Origin of the sequence: Sphingosinicella humi (genome assembly GCF_003129465.1) — a bacterium.
In the GTDB taxonomy this organism is placed as follows: Bacteria; Pseudomonadota; Alphaproteobacteria; order Sphingomonadales; family Sphingomonadaceae; genus Allosphingosinicella; species Allosphingosinicella humi.
Map to the genome: position 1 here is coordinate 510,572 of NZ_QFFF01000001.1, position 14,098 is coordinate 524,669.

General features: G+C 66.3%; 14 protein-coding genes. 9 read left to right on the forward strand and 5 right to left on the reverse strand.

What is annotated here, in order from left to right; translation table 11 throughout:
• Window positions 1-43 precede the first annotated feature (43 nt).
• The 6 genes from DF286_RS02570 to DF286_RS02595 all read left to right on the forward strand — a co-directional run bounded on the left by DF286_RS02570 (window position 44) and on the right by DF286_RS02595 (window position 6,408).
• Window positions 44-838 (forward strand): thymidylate synthase, encoded by a 795-nt coding sequence (locus tag DF286_RS02570; protein WP_109270019.1) that lies wholly within the window; start codon window positions 44-46, stop codon window positions 836-838.
• 91 nt (window positions 839-929) lie between these two features.
• Window positions 930-1,418: a dihydrofolate reductase gene (locus tag DF286_RS02575; RefSeq protein ID WP_109270020.1), complete on the forward strand. Its 489-nt coding sequence runs from the start codon at window positions 930-932 to the stop codon at window positions 1,416-1,418.
• 160 nt (window positions 1,419-1,578) lie between these two features.
• Complete coding sequence (locus tag DF286_RS02580; RefSeq protein ID WP_109271933.1) at window positions 1,579-2,523, forward strand: bifunctional riboflavin kinase/FAD synthetase; 945 nt, start codon at window positions 1,579-1,581, stop codon at window positions 2,521-2,523.
• Window positions 2,524-2,650: 127 nt separating this feature from the next.
• Window positions 2,651-5,455, forward strand: coding sequence for an isoleucine--tRNA ligase (ileS, locus tag DF286_RS02585; RefSeq protein ID WP_109270021.1), 2,805 nt, complete (start codon window positions 2,651-2,653; stop codon window positions 5,453-5,455).
• Complete coding sequence (gene lspA, locus DF286_RS02590; protein WP_109270022.1) at window positions 5,448-5,987, forward strand: signal peptidase II; 540 nt, start codon at window positions 5,448-5,450, stop codon at window positions 5,985-5,987. The genes ileS and lspA overlap by 8 nt, the downstream gene beginning before the upstream one ends.
• Before the next feature lie 10 nt (window positions 5,988-5,997).
• Window positions 5,998-6,408: a DUF3035 domain-containing protein gene (locus DF286_RS02595; protein WP_109271934.1), complete on the forward strand. Its 411-nt coding sequence runs from the start codon at window positions 5,998-6,000 to the stop codon at window positions 6,406-6,408.
• Window positions 6,409-6,593: 185 nt separating this feature from the next.
• Here DF286_RS02595 and DF286_RS02600 read toward each other — a convergent pair whose 3' ends face one another.
• Entirely contained in the window at window positions 6,594-7,304 is a 711-nt protein-coding gene (locus DF286_RS02600; protein ID WP_109270023.1) for a TorF family putative porin, read from the reverse strand.
• Between the two features lie 120 nt (window positions 7,305-7,424).
• Between DF286_RS02600 and DF286_RS02605 the strand changes: the two genes are divergently transcribed.
• The gene (locus DF286_RS02605) at window positions 7,425-7,787 is read left to right on the forward strand and encodes a hypothetical protein (protein ID WP_109270024.1); all 363 of its coding nucleotides are present in this window, start codon (window positions 7,425-7,427) and stop codon (window positions 7,785-7,787) included.
• 112 nt (window positions 7,788-7,899) lie between these two features.
• On the opposite strand, the gene DF286_RS02610 is transcribed toward DF286_RS02605, so the two are convergent.
• The 4 genes from DF286_RS02610 to DF286_RS02625 all read right to left on the reverse strand — a co-directional run bounded on the left by DF286_RS02610 (window position 7,900) and on the right by DF286_RS02625 (window position 12,883).
• Window positions 7,900-9,195, reverse strand: a complete 1,296-nt coding sequence (locus DF286_RS02610; RefSeq protein WP_243444689.1) for a mechanosensitive ion channel family protein — start codon at window positions 9,193-9,195, stop codon at window positions 7,900-7,902.
• Complete coding sequence (gene metC / locus DF286_RS02615) at window positions 9,192-10,379, reverse strand: cystathionine beta-lyase (RefSeq protein ID WP_109270025.1); 1,188 nt, start codon at window positions 10,377-10,379, stop codon at window positions 9,192-9,194. Before metC ends, DF286_RS02610 begins: the two co-directional genes overlap by 4 nt.
• Window positions 10,376-11,218: a 3-mercaptopyruvate sulfurtransferase gene (gene sseA, locus DF286_RS02620; RefSeq protein WP_109270026.1), complete on the reverse strand. Its 843-nt coding sequence runs from the start codon at window positions 11,216-11,218 to the stop codon at window positions 10,376-10,378. Before sseA ends, metC begins: the two co-directional genes overlap by 4 nt.
• A 147-nt stretch (window positions 11,219-11,365) precedes the next feature.
• A complete protein-coding gene (locus DF286_RS02625) occupies window positions 11,366-12,883 on the reverse strand; it encodes a S10 family peptidase (protein WP_109270027.1) in 1,518 nt (505 codons plus the stop codon).
• Window positions 12,884-13,079: 196 nt separating this feature from the next.
• Between DF286_RS02625 and DF286_RS02630 the strand changes: the two genes are divergently transcribed.
• Window positions 13,080-13,487: a hypothetical protein gene (locus DF286_RS02630; RefSeq protein ID WP_109270028.1), complete on the forward strand. Its 408-nt coding sequence runs from the start codon at window positions 13,080-13,082 to the stop codon at window positions 13,485-13,487.
• A 162-nt stretch (window positions 13,488-13,649) separates the two neighbouring features.
• Window positions 13,650-14,096, forward strand: a complete 447-nt coding sequence (gene queF, locus DF286_RS02635; protein WP_109270029.1) for a preQ(1) synthase — start codon at window positions 13,650-13,652, stop codon at window positions 14,094-14,096.
• Window positions 14,097-14,098 lie beyond the last annotated feature (2 nt).

Consider the following 14,098-nt stretch of genomic DNA (forward strand, 5'->3'; position numbering starts at 1 on the left):
GCGACGCTTGGAAAGCCCTTCGGCACTCGCCATAACGACATTCATGCAGCCCTATCACGATCTCCTTTCCCGGATTCTCTCCGAAGGCGTGCCGCAGCAGGACCGGACCGGCGTCGGCACCCTGTCGGTCTTCGGCCACCAGATGCGATTCGACCTGTCGAAGGGCTTCCCCCTCCTCACCACCAAGAAGCTCCACCTGCGCTCGATCATCGTCGAGCTGCTATGGTTCCTGAAAGGCGACACCAACGTCCGCTACCTCAAGGAGAACAAGGTCAGCATCTGGGACGAATGGGCCGACGAGAATGGCGACCTCGGCCCCGTCTACGGCAAGCAGTGGCGCGACTGGGAGGGTCCTGACGGCGTCCATATCGACCAGATCGCGGAGCTCATCGCCCTCATCAACCGCGATCCCGCCTCGCGCCGCCAGATCGTCTCCGCCTGGAACCCGGCCGAGATCGGCAAGATGGCCCTCGCCCCCTGTCACTGTCTGTTCCAGACCCAGGTCGCGGCCGGCAAGCTGAACCTCCAGCTCTACCAGCGCAGCGCCGATGTTTTCCTCGGAGTCCCCTTCAACATCGCCAGCTACGCGCTGCTCACCCACATGCTCGCCCAGCAATGCGGCCTGGAGCCCGGGACGTTCGTGTGGACCGGAGGCGACTGTCACCTCTATTCCAACCATCTGGAGCAGGCTCGTCTCCAGCTGAGCCGGGAGCCGCGCCCGCTCCCGAAGTTGACGATCAAGCGTCGCCCGGCCGCGATCGACGAATATGAGTATGAGGATTTCGAGATCAGCGAATACGATCCCCATCCGCACATCGCGGCGCCGGTGGCGGTGTGATGCCTAACGTCACCCCGGCGGAGGCCGGGGTCTTAGGACAAGAGGTCACGGCGCGTCTCCACGAGACCCCGGCCTTCGCCGGGGTGACGGAATGAGCGCACCTGAAATCACCATCGTGGTCGCCCGCGCCGATAACGGTGTGATCGGCAAGGACGGCAAGCTTCCCTGGCACCTTCCCGCCGACCTCAAGCATTTCAAGCGGGTCACCGGCGGCACGGCGATGATCATGGGCCGCAAAACGTTCGACAGCCTGCCGGGCCTGCTCCCCGGACGGCGGCACATCGTGCTGACGCGGGACAAGGCGTGGCGGGCGGAAGGGGCCGAGGTGGTCCACTCGGTAGACGAGGCGATGCGCCTCGGCGGTTCCGATCCCCTATCGGTGATCGGCGGGGCGGAGATCATCGATCTGTTCCTGCTCAAAGCGGCCGCCATCGAGCTGACCGAAGTGCATTATAATGCCGAGGGAGACACCACCCTCCCCGCGCCCGATCCCGCCGAATGGCGCGAAGTGTCGCGGGAGGAGCATCCGGCGGAAGGCGATCGCCCGGCCTACAGCTTTGTCAGGTTGGAGCGACGCTGAACGCTTGCTCCGTCATTGCGAGCACAGCGAAGCAATCCAGCCGCGCAAACTGGATTGCTTCGTCGCGACGCTCCTCGCAATGACGGAGCAAGCGGTTTCCAGCTTCCGCTGCAATGACGAGAGAATTGGAATCCCGCTCCGGCGCTCCTATACGCCCCCCATGGAGCGGCTGGACGGCGGCTCGGCGGTTCCGGCTCACCTTCGTGGCGGCATCGTCGCGCTCGGCAATTTCGACGGATTTCACAAGGGGCACCAGGCGGTGGTCGGCCGTGCCGTCGAACGCGCTCGGGCGGAAGGTCGGCCGGCGCTGGTCGCGACTTTCGATCCCCACCCGGTGCGCTTCTTCAAGCCGGACCTGCCGCCCTTCCGCCTCACCACCCTGGATCAACGCCAGCGCCTGTTCGCCGGAGCGGGCGCGGACGCGATGCTGGTCTTCCACTTCGACGCTGCCTTCGCCTCCGTCACGGCCGAGGATTTCGTCACCGAACGCCTCGTCCGCCTCTTCGGCGCGGCGGGAGTGGCGACGGGCGAGGACTTCACCTTCGGCCACAAGCGGGGCGGCAATGTCGAGGTGCTGAAGCGGCTGGGCGCCGAACATGGTCTTTCGGTCGACGCCGTTGCGCCGGTCGAGGCGGACGGTGAGCCCGTCTCCTCCAGCCGGATCCGGGAGGCGCTGGAAGCCGGCGACCCCGAGACGGCCGCGCGCCTCCTTACCCGCCCCTTCGCCATCGAGGGCGTGGTCGAGCATGGCGACAAGCGCGGCCGAGAGCTCGGCTACCCGACGGCGAATATCGCCCTCGGCCCCTATCTGCGCCCCAAGTTCGGCGTCTACGCGGTCCGCGGCCGCCTGGCCGACGGCCGGGTGCTGGACGGCGCCGCCAACCTCGGCATCCGCCCGCAATTCGACCCGCCCAAGGAGCTGCTGGAGCCGCATTTCTTCGACTTTTCAGGCGACCTTTACGGCCAGACGATCGAGGTCGAGCTGATCAGCTTCCTCCGCCAGGAGGCGAGGTTCGACGGACTGGGCGCCCTCGCGGCGCAGATCAAAGCGGATTGCGAAGAGGCGAGGCGGGTCCTCACTTCCCATTCGTCACCCCGGACTTGATCCGGGGCCCAGGAATACCGCCGTTGCCGAACCCACCCCGGCCCTGTTCTTGGATGCCGGATCAAGTCCGGCATGACGACGAGAGGGATGTTCCCAATTCCCTCCAGCCTCGCTAAAGCCGCCGCCAATGTCCGAAAAACCCGATTATAAAGACACGGTCTTCCTGCCCAAGACCGATTTCCCGATGAAAGCCGGCCTTGCGAACAAGGAGCCGGCCATTCTCGCGCGCTGGGCGGAGGCGGGGCTTTACGAGCAGCTCCGCGCGGCCCGCGCCGGGCGCGAACGCTTCATCCTTCACGATGGCCCGCCCTACGCCAATGGCGACATCCACATGGGCCACGCGATGAACAAGGTGCTGAAGGACATCATCGTGCGCTCGCGCTCGCTGATGGGCTATGACGCGCCCTACATCCCCGGCTGGGACTGCCACGGCCTTCCAATCGAATGGAAGATCGAGGAGGAATATCGCAAGAAGAAGCTCGACAAGGACGCGGTGCCCCCGGCCGAATTCCGCGCCCAGTGCCGCGCCTATGCCGAGAAATGGGTCGGCATCCAGATGGAGCAGTTCCAGCGCCTAGGCGTGATGGGCGAATGGGACGACCCGTACCTCACGATGAAGTATGAGAGCGAGGCCGCGATCGTCGCCGAGCTCATGAAGTTCGCGATGTCGGGCCAGCTCTATCGGGGCGCCAAGCCGGTCATGTGGTCGCCCGTCGAGAAGACGGCGCTGGCCGAGGCCGAAGTCGAATATGAGGACATCACCTCGACCCAGATCGACGTGGCGTTCGAGATCGTCGAGAGCCCGGTCCCGGAGCTGGTCGGCGCCCATGCCGTGGTGTGGACGACCACGCCGTGGACGATCCCGGTCAACCAGGGCCTCGCCTACGGGCCGGAGATCGACTACGTCCTCGTGACGCCGGCCAGCGGGTCGGCCGAGGGCCGCAAGGTGCTGGTCGCCTCCGACCTGCTCGCCGCCTTCCTGCACCGCACCGGTGCGATCGCGAACCCGGAAACCTCGCCCGATCTCACCGTGCATTTCGTTCCGGGCTCCAAGCTGGCCGGCACTATCGCCCGTCATCCGATGCATCAGCTGGGCGGCTTCTTCGCCAGGCCTCGCCCCTTCCTCCCCGGCGATTTCGTCACCACCGACGCGGGCACCGGCCTCGTCCACATGGCGCCGGACCATGGCGAGGACGATTTCCTGCTCTGCAAGGCGAACGGCATCGACACCGTCTTCGCGGTCGAGGACGACGGACGCTATCGCGCGGACTGGCTCTGGCTCGGCGGCCAGGGCAGCGTCATCAACAAGAAGTTCAACGCTCCCGACGGCCCAATCTGCTCGGACCTCAAGGAAGCGGGAGCACTGCTCGCCGCCAGCGACGACTTCCAGCACAGCTACCCGCATAGCTGGCGGTCCAAGGCGAAGGTGATCTTCCGCGCCACCCCGCAATGGTTCATCCCGATGGACCGGCCTGCGGAGGGACGCACTCTCAGACAAACCGCCCTTGCAGCGATCGAGGAGACGCGCTGGGTCCCCGCGCGGTCGAAGAACCGCATCCGCTCGATGGTCGAGGGGCGCCCCGATTGGGTGATCAGCCGCCAGCGCGCCTGGGGCGTGCCGATCGCGCTCTACGTCAACCGCAAGACCGGCGATTATCTCCGCGACGAGGCGGTCAACGCGCGCATCATCGAAGCCTTCCGGCAGGGCGGTGCCGACGCCTGGTTCACCGCCCATCACCAGGATCTGCTCGGCAACGACTATAATCTCGCCGACTGGGAGCCGGTGGGCGACATCCTCGACGTCTGGTTCGATTCGGGTTCGACCCATTCCTATGTGATCGAGGAACGCTACGGCGAGGGCGTCCGCGCCGACCTCTATATCGAGGGCACCGACCAGCATCGCGGCTGGTTCCAGTCCAGCCTGCTCGAAAGCTGCGGCACTCGCGGCCGCGCGCCCTATGAGGGGGTGCTGACCCACGGCTTCGCGCTCGACGGCAACGGCCGCAAGATGTCCAAGAGCCTCGGCAACGTCGTCGATCCGCTCGCCATCATCCGCGACAATGGCGCCGATATCCTGCGCATGTGGGTCGCCTCGACCGACTATTTCGAGGACGTCCGCATCGGCAAGGAAGTGCTCGCCGGCACCTCCGACGCCTATCGCAAGCTCAGGAACACCTTCCGCTATCTGCTCGGCGCGCTCAGCGATTTCTCCGAAGCGGAGGCGGTCTCCCCCGCCGAGATGCCCGAGCTGGAGCGCTGGGTGCTCCACCGCCTCGCCCTGCTCGACGCGGAGCTTCGCTCGGCGGCGGACGGCTATGAGTTCAACCGCTACATCCGCGCCATCACCAATTTCTCGAACGACGACCTTTCGGCCTTCTTCTTCGACATCCGCAAGGACAGCCTTTACTGCGACGCGGCTTCGTCACTGAAGCGACGCGCCTATCGGACGGTGCTGAGCCATGTGTTCGAGGCGCTGGTGCGCTGGGTAGCCCCCATCCTCTGCTTCACCGCCGAGGAAGTCTGGGCGAGCCGCTATCCCGAGGCGGGCTCGGTCCACCTCGAGACCTGGCCCGAGGTCGACGGCGCCTGGCGCGACGATGCGCTCGGCGAAAAATGGGAGCTGCTGCGCGCGCTTCGCACCCGCGTCACCGAGGCGATCGAGCCGATGCGGCGGGACAAGATCATCCGCTCCAGCCTGGAGGCGGAAGTCGGCCTCACCTTAGCAGAGCCGGAGCTCCTCACCGCCGTCCGCTCGGTCGATTTCGACGAGCTTTGCATCGTCTCGGAGCTGGCCGCCGGCGAAGGCCAGGAGGACCGCGTCTCGGTCGCCCGCACCGAGAACGACAAATGCGGCCGCTGCTGGCGTCACCTGCCCGAGGTGAAGGAAGACGGCGCCCTTTGCGCCCGCTGCGAGGAAGTCGTGAATGGCTGAGAGCGTGTCCGCCCTGCTGCGCGAGAGGACGGCGGAGAAGAACCACCGCGTCCTCGGCTTTTCGGTGGCCGCGCTGATCTTCATCGTCGATCAGGTCACCAAATATATCGTCACCTATCCGCTCCAGCTCCAGGAACGCGGAGTGATGCAGCTGCTCCCCTTCTTCGACCTTCGCTGGGTCGAGAATAGGGGCGTCTCCATGGGTTTCCTGACCGCCGGCACCGATACCGGGCGTTGGCTGCTGGTGGCCCTAACCGCCGCCATATCGATCGGAGTCACCATCTGGCTCTGGCGGGAGAATAGGCGCGACGACGCCGTCGCGCTGTCGTTCGTGCTCGGCGGCGCGCTCGGCAATATCGTCGATCGGGTGCGTTACGGCTATGTAGTCGACTTCGCAGACCTTCATTTCGGCGAATGGCGGCCTTTTTTGATCTTCAATGTCGCCGACGCTGCCATTACCATCGGCGTTCTGCTATTGCTGTTCCGGGCGCTGCTCACGCGCGAGCGCAAGCCCCCAGCCAAGGAAGTTTGAAATCATGCGTATCGCGAAGATCATCCTGGCCGCCAGTGCCGCCTCGCTGTTGCTGACGGCGTGCGGCGCGTTCGGAGGCGGTCGCAACCGGCCGGACGAGTTCGCCGTCACCCGCGCCCAGCCGCTGGTCGTGCCGCCCGATTTCGCCCTCGTTCCGCCCGCCCCCGGCGCACCCGCCCCGGCCGTGGCCGACAGCCGCACCGAGGCGCTCGAAGCCCTGTTCGGCGGCGAGGCTCCGCGCAGCGGCGTCGAGCAGCAGATCATGAGCGAGACCAACGCCGAAGTCTCCGCCGCTCCCGGCGCCCGCTCGGTCGCCGGCTCGCCCGACACGCTGGTGGTCGACAAGGGCACCACGACCCAGACCATCCTCGCCGTCCCCGAGGGCGCCGGCCAGGAAGCGACGGTCACGACCCCGCAATAATATTCCCTCTCCCTTTGATGGGAGAGGGTTGCGCAGCCTCAATGAGCCGACGGCGAGTTTAGGCGTAGCTGGGTGAGGGTGACAGACTCGGAGAAAAATCTCGACGGGTGTCACCCTCACCAACTCCGCCTAAGCTCCTTCGTCGCTAAGGCTTCGTATCCTCTCCCCTCAAGGGAGAGGGGGGATCAGAATTTCACCCCGACCGAGAAGACCAGGCCGGCATCGACGTTCGGAAGCTCGGCCGGCAGGTCGGTGTCGACATAGCGAACGCCGGCGTTCAGCGGCCCCATCGTCGCCTCGGCGCCCAGGTGCCAGTTCCAATAGTCGCCGAAGGCGCCGGCGCTCTGGCGGCCGCCGCCGGCGGTCAGCGTGAAGGGCGTCAGCGGAATGCCCGCCTCCACTTCGCCGAACAGGTAGAGCAGGTCCTCGCCGCCGAGCGCCGCCTGATCCCAGGCATATTTCGCGCCCGCCGTCGCCTGCACCGGCCCCAGCTGCTGCGAGATCGACGCATAGGGCTCGAAATAGTCGGTCTTCCCCTCGCCGTCGGGGAAATAATAATAGAGCACCCCCGCATCCACTGAGGTGCCGAGGCCGAGGCTGGTGCCGTAGCCTGCATAAAGGTCCAGCTCGACATCGCCGATATCGCCTTCGGTCACATCGTCGATGCCGCCGAGCGTCGAGCCCCAGGCCCCGGCATAGAAGCCGCTGTCGCCCTGCACGGTGACGTTCGCCTGCAAGGCCGGATCCTCGTCGGACCGCGAGATGCCGCGATAGCGATAATCGGACACCGCCTTCGCCTCACCATAAATGGTGATGCCGCCGTCCGGCAGCTGCGCCGCCGCCGGCGCGGCCACGAACGACAGGGCGATGAATGGGAGAAGGGAAACGGTTTTCATGGGAGGACCTCTTTACGCGGGAACTGGGGCTTGCGGGCCGATTTCCGTCCTACCGTCCGGTGCGCCGATCCGCAAAGCCGTTAGCCCTTCCTTAGCGCCCGCGCGATAGAAAGCGGGGCCATGACGCACCAGTCCGCACCTCTCGTCGCGCCCACCGTGGCCGATGCCGGCCGGCAGGTCGCGCAGCTGCGTCAGGTGCTGGTGCTGGTCGGCCAGATCGCGGGGCGCGAGCCGAAGACCGGGGGCGAGGACTCCGCGCTCGACGAGAATGCTCGTATCGCCGCCGCCTATGACGATGCCCTGCCGATCCTCCGCCGCCGCTTCGATGCGCTGGCCGCCGAGACCGCAGCCTGGGCCGCCGCCGGCGTCGCCGCCCTCATCGCCGCCGGCCGCGAAGGCGAGCCGCCCAAGGCCGCCGCCGCGACCCTGGCCGACGAGCTGGACCACGCCCTCGTCAGGCTCATCGCGCTGCTCCGCATCTAACGTCATCCCGGCGAAAGCCGGGACCCAAGTACGCTGCGCTCGGGATCGACCATCGTGCGTCTTCGAAGGTCATCGTGTTCTTGGGTTCCGGCTTCCGCCGGAATGACGGGAACTATCGCTCCGGCCGCAGGCTCTCCGGCCGTTCCGGCCATTCCTTGATGCGGATGTCGCGCTGCGGGAAGGGCAGCTCGATGCCGTTCTCCTTGAACAGCACCCACAGCCGGTTGAGGATCTCCGACTGGACGCTGCCAACCCCCGCCTCCGGGTCGCGGATCCAGATGCGTATCTCGTGCTCGACAGACCGCTCGCCAAAGGCGGTGAGCCAGACATTCGGCCGCGGGCTTTCCAGGACCCGCGCGGAGGCGATCGCAGCTTCCATCATCAGCTTTTGAGCCAGCTCTATATCGGCGCCGTAGCCGACCCCAACCGGGATGCTCATGCGGACGTCGCGAGTGGAGTAGGACCAGTTGATGACCTCCTCGGTCATCAAAATCTCGTTCGGGATCAGATGCTCCTTGCCCTCCCGGGTGACGATCGAGACGGCACGGACGCCGATCTTGTTCACCGATCCGAAGCTCTGCCCGACGGAGATCACGTCGCCCGGCTTGATCGAGCGGTCCATCAGCAGGATGATCCCGGCGATCAGATTGCCGAACGTCTTCTGGAGCCCGAAGCCGACGGCAAGTCCAAGCGCGCCCGAGAAGACCGCGAGCGCGGTAAGATCGATCCCCACCAGATCGATGCCGACGAAGAAGGCGATGACAAGGAGGCCGATCGCGACCAGCTTCTCGACGAGGAGCTGCTGGGTGGAATCCAGCCCCGACGCCCGCTTCACAGAGTGGCGGACGAGGCGGTTCACCAGCTTCACACCGGCATAGAGCGCGAGGACGGTGATGCCGATCTGGAGCAAAGTCAGCAGCGAGAAGCGGCGCTCGCCGATGGTGAAGCCGACCTGATCGAGGATTTCGCTGACCGGCGTCAGGTCGCCGACCGCTTCCGTCAGCACCATCACGAAGGCGACGAGCGCGAGCGAGCCCGCGATCCAGCGGGCGAGGTGGAGCCCTCGCGCGATGGCCGTGACGAGCATCGCCACCGCGACGGCAAGGGCGAGCCCGATGATGAAGGAGGCCAAGATAGGCCAGGCATAGGCCTTGAGCAGGATCGCCAGCAGCACGGCGGCCGACAAGTTCCGGACAAGGCTGCACATCCGCGGGCCTATGCCTTCATTCCGGTCGCCGGCATGCTGTTCCCACAAGGTCGCGAGAGGCGGTCCCAGCCTTTGCCCGATCCACCAGGCCAGGGCCCAGGCAGCGATCGAAAGCCCCAGCGCTACCGCTGCGGTTACAAGATCGGGATCAGAGGGGATGGCGATCCCGATGTCGGCGATAAGGCGGCGAACCGCGTTCACGCCGCCGTTCCATAGCCGGCGAGGCCGCGCGCAAGATCGGCGATAAGATCGTCCACGTCTTCCAGGCCTATATGAAGCCGCACCATCGGCCCTTCCTGTTCATGGCTCGTGGCGGTGCGAAGCTTGGCCGGGTCGACCGGCAGCGCCAGGCTCTCGAACCCACCCCAGCTATAGCCGATGCCGAAATGCTGGAGGCCGTCGATCAGCCGCGCCCGCGCCGCTTCGTCGCCCCCGTTCAGCACGAAGGAGAAGAGACCGGACGCGCCCCGGAAGTCGCGCGTCCAATGGTCATGGCCCGGGCAGCCGGGCAGCGCCGGGTGCAGCACCCGGGCCACCTGCGGCTGCTCCGCCAGCCAGCGGGCGACCTTGAGGCCGCTGGCCTCATGCTGGCGGAGGCGCACGCCCATCGTCCTGAGGCCGCGGGTCGCCAGCCAGGCGTCGTCGGGGCTGACATGCTGGCCGAAGGCGCGGCTCGTTTGCTCCAGCGCCTTCCAATGTCCTTCATTGGCGGTGACCGATCCGAGCATCACGTCGGAATGACCGACGATATATTTCGTGCAGGAAAGGATGGTGAGGTCGACGCCGGCGGCGATCGCCGGGAAGAGGAGCGGCGTCGCCCAGGTGTTGTCGAGGAGCGTGGCGACGCCCCGCTCGCGCGCCACCGCGCAGATAGCGGGCACATCCTGGACCTCGAAGGTGAGCGAGCCGGGACTTTCGAGGAAGATCGCGCGCGTCTTGTCGCCGATCAGATCGGCAATGTTCGCGCCGATCAGCGGGTCGTAATAGCGCGTCGTCACTCCCTGCCGCGCCAGCACGCCGTCGCAGAAGGCGCGCGTCGGCGCATAGGCGCTGTCGACCATCAGCAGTTCGTCGCCCGGCCGCAGCACCGCCATCAGCGCGATCGAAATGGCGGCGACGCCGGAGGGAAAGAGCCTCGTTCCCGCCGCTCCCGGCTCGAGTTCCGTCAGGGCCTCTGCCAGCGCCCACTGGGTCGGCGTCCCGCTCCGGCCATAATGGAGCGTGCCGACGCGCCCGATGCCGGCCTCGCGCATCGCCTCGACATCGTCGAACAGGATGGTGGAGGCGCGCCACACCGGCGGATTGACGATCCCGCTCGTCCACGCCTTGCGCCGCCCGCCTTGGACCAGCCGGGTATCGGGCTTTACATCCTCGCCGTCGCTCATGCCGGTCCGGTCGCCTTGGGAGTGGACGGGTCTGCGCCCCATTCGGACCAGCTGCCGTCGTAGAGCTTGACGTCGTTCTTGCCGAGCAGATGCGCCCCGAACAGGAGGACGGCGGCGGTGACGCCCGAGCCGCAGGTCGTCACCATCGGTTTGTCGAGCTCGACGCCGGCATCGTAGAAGGCCGCGCGCAGCTCGTCCCCGCGCTTCCATGTGTTGTCGGCGTTGAACAGCTCGCCCTGGGGCAGGTTCCTGGAGCCCGGAATATGACCCGGCTGCACGCCAGGCCTCGGCTCCTTGTCCTCGCCCGCGAAGCGCGCCGCCGGCCGGGCGTCGACAATCTCATGGGCCGGCGAGTGGACGAGGCCGCTGACATATGCCTTGTCGGCGACGGCATCCTTGTCGAGGAAGGCGGTGAAATGGCCGTGGCGGACATGGGCCTTGCCGCTCTCCAGAGGCCGCCCCTCCGCCTTCCATTTCTGAAGGCCGCCATCCAGCACCGCCACATAATGCGCGCCGAACGCCTTCAGCATCCACCAAGCGCGCGCCGAGCTGTGCAGCGGCGAATTGTCGTAGACGACGAAGCGGTTGCCGTCGCCGAGGCCCAGCGACTGCATGCGGCTCGCAAATTTATGCGCCGGCGGCAGCATGTGCGGCGCCGGGTTGGACGTGTCGACGATCTCGTCCAGGTCCAGGAACACGGCCCCTGGGATATGCTCCGCCTCGAATTCCGTCCGCGCGTCGCGGCCGGCGCCCGGCAGGAAGATGGTGGCGTCGATGACCTTCAGATCGTCCGCGCCCAGCTCCCCCGCCAGCCATTCGGTGGATACGAGACTTTCCATCGACACCTCCTGACGCGCGGCGGAATGGGATCAGCTAGCCCATCTTCCGCGTCATTGCGACCCCGGCGAAAGCCGGGGGAAGCAATCCAGCTCCCGCGTCGGACTGGATTGCTTCGTCGCTCCGCTCCTTACAATGACGAAAGCCAGTCAGCGGCTCTGGATGAACTCCCGGATGTCGGCGCTGAGCTTCGCCCGGTCCTCGTCGCGGACGTACATCATGTGGCCCGAATCATAATATTCGAAGTGGATGCGGTCATCGGGCATGCCAGTGCGGTTCAGCGAATATTCGGCGGCGAAGAAGGGCGTGGCGAAATCATAATAGCCCTGGCCGACGAAGACGCGGAGCTGGTTATTCTCGCGCAGCGCCCGGCCGATATAGGGCGCGACGTTGAGATAGGCGTCGCTGTCCCGCCCGTCGCCCAGCCGCCAGTCCCAGGGGCCTACCCGGCCGATCGTCACATAGCTGCGGTCGGTATGGTAATCGAGGTCGCCCCGAACATAGGCGTTGATCGCGGCGGTGTAGCCCGCGTCGATGCCGTAGAAGCTCGGATCGTTGTCGGGCCGCTCGCCGGCATTGTCATAGTCCCGGCCGGTATAGCGCGCATCGAGGCGGCCCACCGTGAGGCCGCGATCGCGCAGCAGCTCCTTGTAGAAGCGCGACGGCTCGACCCGGAGGTCCGCCAACTCAAGATACTGCTCGGAAAGGCCGGTGAAGCGCGACAGCTCGCGCCGCACCGCCGCCCGCTCCTCGGCGGGGAGATCGTTGCCCTTGAGCAGCGCCGTCGCGTAGGGCCCGATCGCCCATTGCCGGGCTTCCTCGACGAACTCCTCGGTGGAGGAGGCCTGCGCCTTGCCGTGATAGAGCGCGGTCGCGGCCATCGACGGCAGGTTGAGGACGTGGACCATCTCGTTGCCCGGCGTGTCGGCGCCGGCGCCGAAATCGAGCACGGTCGAGATGAGGATGACGCCGTTCAGGGCAACGTCGTTATAGGCGCCGGTCAGCTGGTTCACGACCGCCGCCGAGCGCGTGGTGCCGTAGCTTTCGCCGCCCAGATATTTGGGGCTGTTCCAGCGGCCATTGTCGTTGAGCCAGAGGCGGATGAACTGGGCGACCGACTCCGCGTCCTTGGTGACGCCCCAGAAATCCTTGGGATCGGTCTTGCCGAGCGCATGGCTGAAGCCGGTGCCGACCGGATCGATGAAGACGATGTCGGTAACGTCGAGCAGGCTGTCGGGATTGTCGACGATCGGATAGGGCGGCGCGCCGTCGTCGGTGCCGTCGGACGGGATCGCCACCCGCTTCGGCCCGAAGGCCCCCATGTGCAGCCAGACCGAACCGGAGCCGGGCCCGCCGTTGAAGAGGAAGGTCACGGGGCGCGAGGGATCGCGCGGCTCCTTGACGTAAGAGGTCGAGAAGATGCTAGCCCGCGGCGTGCCGTCCTCGGCCTTCAAATAGGTTTCGCCGGCCGTCGCCGTGTAGGAGACGGTCTTGCCCCCGAAGACACCCTTGTGCCGCGTCACCGACACCTGGGGCGGCGGGATCGGCTTGCCCGCCTCCTTCTCCGCGGCGGGCTTGTCCTCACTTTCCTGCGCTGCTCCCGGTGCGGCAAAGGCCGAAAGGGCAAGGGCTAGGGCAATCGAAACGGTACGGTGGCTTAAGCGCATTTCGGTCCAATCTCTCCTGTTATGCTGCCTCTATCGCACGCGTTCCGGGTCCGTAAAAGACTGCGGAATACCGTATACTCCGCAAAAAATAGGGCTCCCGATCGGGGTTGACGGAAAATTCACTAAAGCCCGCCACTGGTGGCCGCTTGAGCCAACGAGAAGCACTCATTGTGCCTTTGGGGAGGGCGCCGAACTCATGTCGAGCGAGGCTGAGGCAGGACAGTATCAGGGTGGTCCCGGCGGTTCCGAGGCGCAGCGGCGCGTCGACGCGATCGTTGCCGAGGCGAAGCGGGGAATCTGGAAGCCGCAGTTCCAGCCGCCCGCCACGCCGTCCGCGGCGTCGCCCATGTGTCCCAAGCTGGTCGAAAGGCGGCTCTCGGAAGAGATCGAATATGTGCAGCGCCTGCTGGAGATGATGGGCGATCAGCTCGCTGGCGACCCGGTCATCCTCCAGCGTCACTCGCGCGCCCTGCAGGGTTTCGACCTGATGAGCCAGATCCTCGGCCATATCGCCCGCGTCGTCGTCGCCGACGACAAGGACGGGGCGATCGACGGCATCGGCATGCACGACCTCAGGGCCCGGCTGAAGCGCCAGGCGCTATAGTCAGCGATCCAACCGTCATTGCGAGGAGCAAAGCGACGAAGCAATCCAGCCTCGCCGAGGCCTCACTGGATTGCTTCGCTACGCTCGCAATGACGATGTCGTCCGCATGTAGGCACCGCTTCTGTCATGACAGGGCGCGCGCGACGCACTAGAGATCGCGCCATGACCATCACCCATCTCGGCCAGACGAGCCCCCTCCCCGCCTCGCCGGAGGAGGCAAGGCTCGACTATGTGCCCAACCCGCGTCCCGGGCGGCCCTATCTGGTCCGCTTCACCGCGCCCGAATTCACCTCGCTCTGCCCGGTGACCGGCCAGCCCGATTTCGCCCACCTGGTCCTCGACTATGCCCCCGGCGAGACGATCGTCGAATCCAAGTCGCTGAAGCTTTTCCTGTCCTCCTTTCGCAACCATAACGGCTTCCACGAGGACGTGACCGTCGGCATCGCCGAGCGCCTCTTCGCCGAAATGAAGCCGCTCTGGCTGCGCATCGGCGGCTATTGGTATCCGCGGGGCGGCATTCCCATCGACGTCTTCTGGCAGTCGGGCGAGCCGCCGGCCGGCTTGTGGCTGCCCGATCAGGGTGTCCCCGCCTATCGAGGCCGCGGCTGAGC

Coding starts and splice junctions, on each gene's coding strand:
- DF286_RS02570 (WP_109270019.1), top strand. CDS start 44: ATGCAGCCCTATCACGATCTCCTTTCCCGGATTCTCTCCGAAGGCGTG.
- DF286_RS02575 (WP_109270020.1), top strand. CDS start 930: ATGAGCGCACCTGAAATCACCATCGTGGTCGCCCGCGCCGATAACGGT.
- DF286_RS02580 (WP_109271933.1), top strand. CDS start 1,579: ATGGAGCGGCTGGACGGCGGCTCGGCGGTTCCGGCTCACCTTCGTGGC.
- ileS (WP_109270021.1), top strand. CDS start 2,651: ATGTCCGAAAAACCCGATTATAAAGACACGGTCTTCCTGCCCAAGACC.
- lspA (WP_109270022.1), top strand. CDS start 5,448: ATGGCTGAGAGCGTGTCCGCCCTGCTGCGCGAGAGGACGGCGGAGAAG.
- DF286_RS02600 (WP_109270023.1), bottom strand. CDS start 7,304: ATGAAAACCGTTTCCCTTCTCCCATTCATCGCCCTGTCGTTCGTGGCC.
- DF286_RS02605 (WP_109270024.1), top strand. CDS start 7,425: ATGACGCACCAGTCCGCACCTCTCGTCGCGCCCACCGTGGCCGATGCC.
- metC (WP_109270025.1), bottom strand. CDS start 10,379: ATGAGCGACGGCGAGGATGTAAAGCCCGATACCCGGCTGGTCCAAGGC.
- sseA (WP_109270026.1), bottom strand. CDS start 11,218: ATGGAAAGTCTCGTATCCACCGAATGGCTGGCGGGGGAGCTGGGCGCG.
- DF286_RS02625 (WP_109270027.1), bottom strand. CDS start 12,883: ATGCGCTTAAGCCACCGTACCGTTTCGATTGCCCTAGCCCTTGCCCTT.
- DF286_RS02630 (WP_109270028.1), top strand. CDS start 13,080: ATGTCGAGCGAGGCTGAGGCAGGACAGTATCAGGGTGGTCCCGGCGGT.
- queF (WP_109270029.1), top strand. CDS start 13,650: ATGACCATCACCCATCTCGGCCAGACGAGCCCCCTCCCCGCCTCGCCG.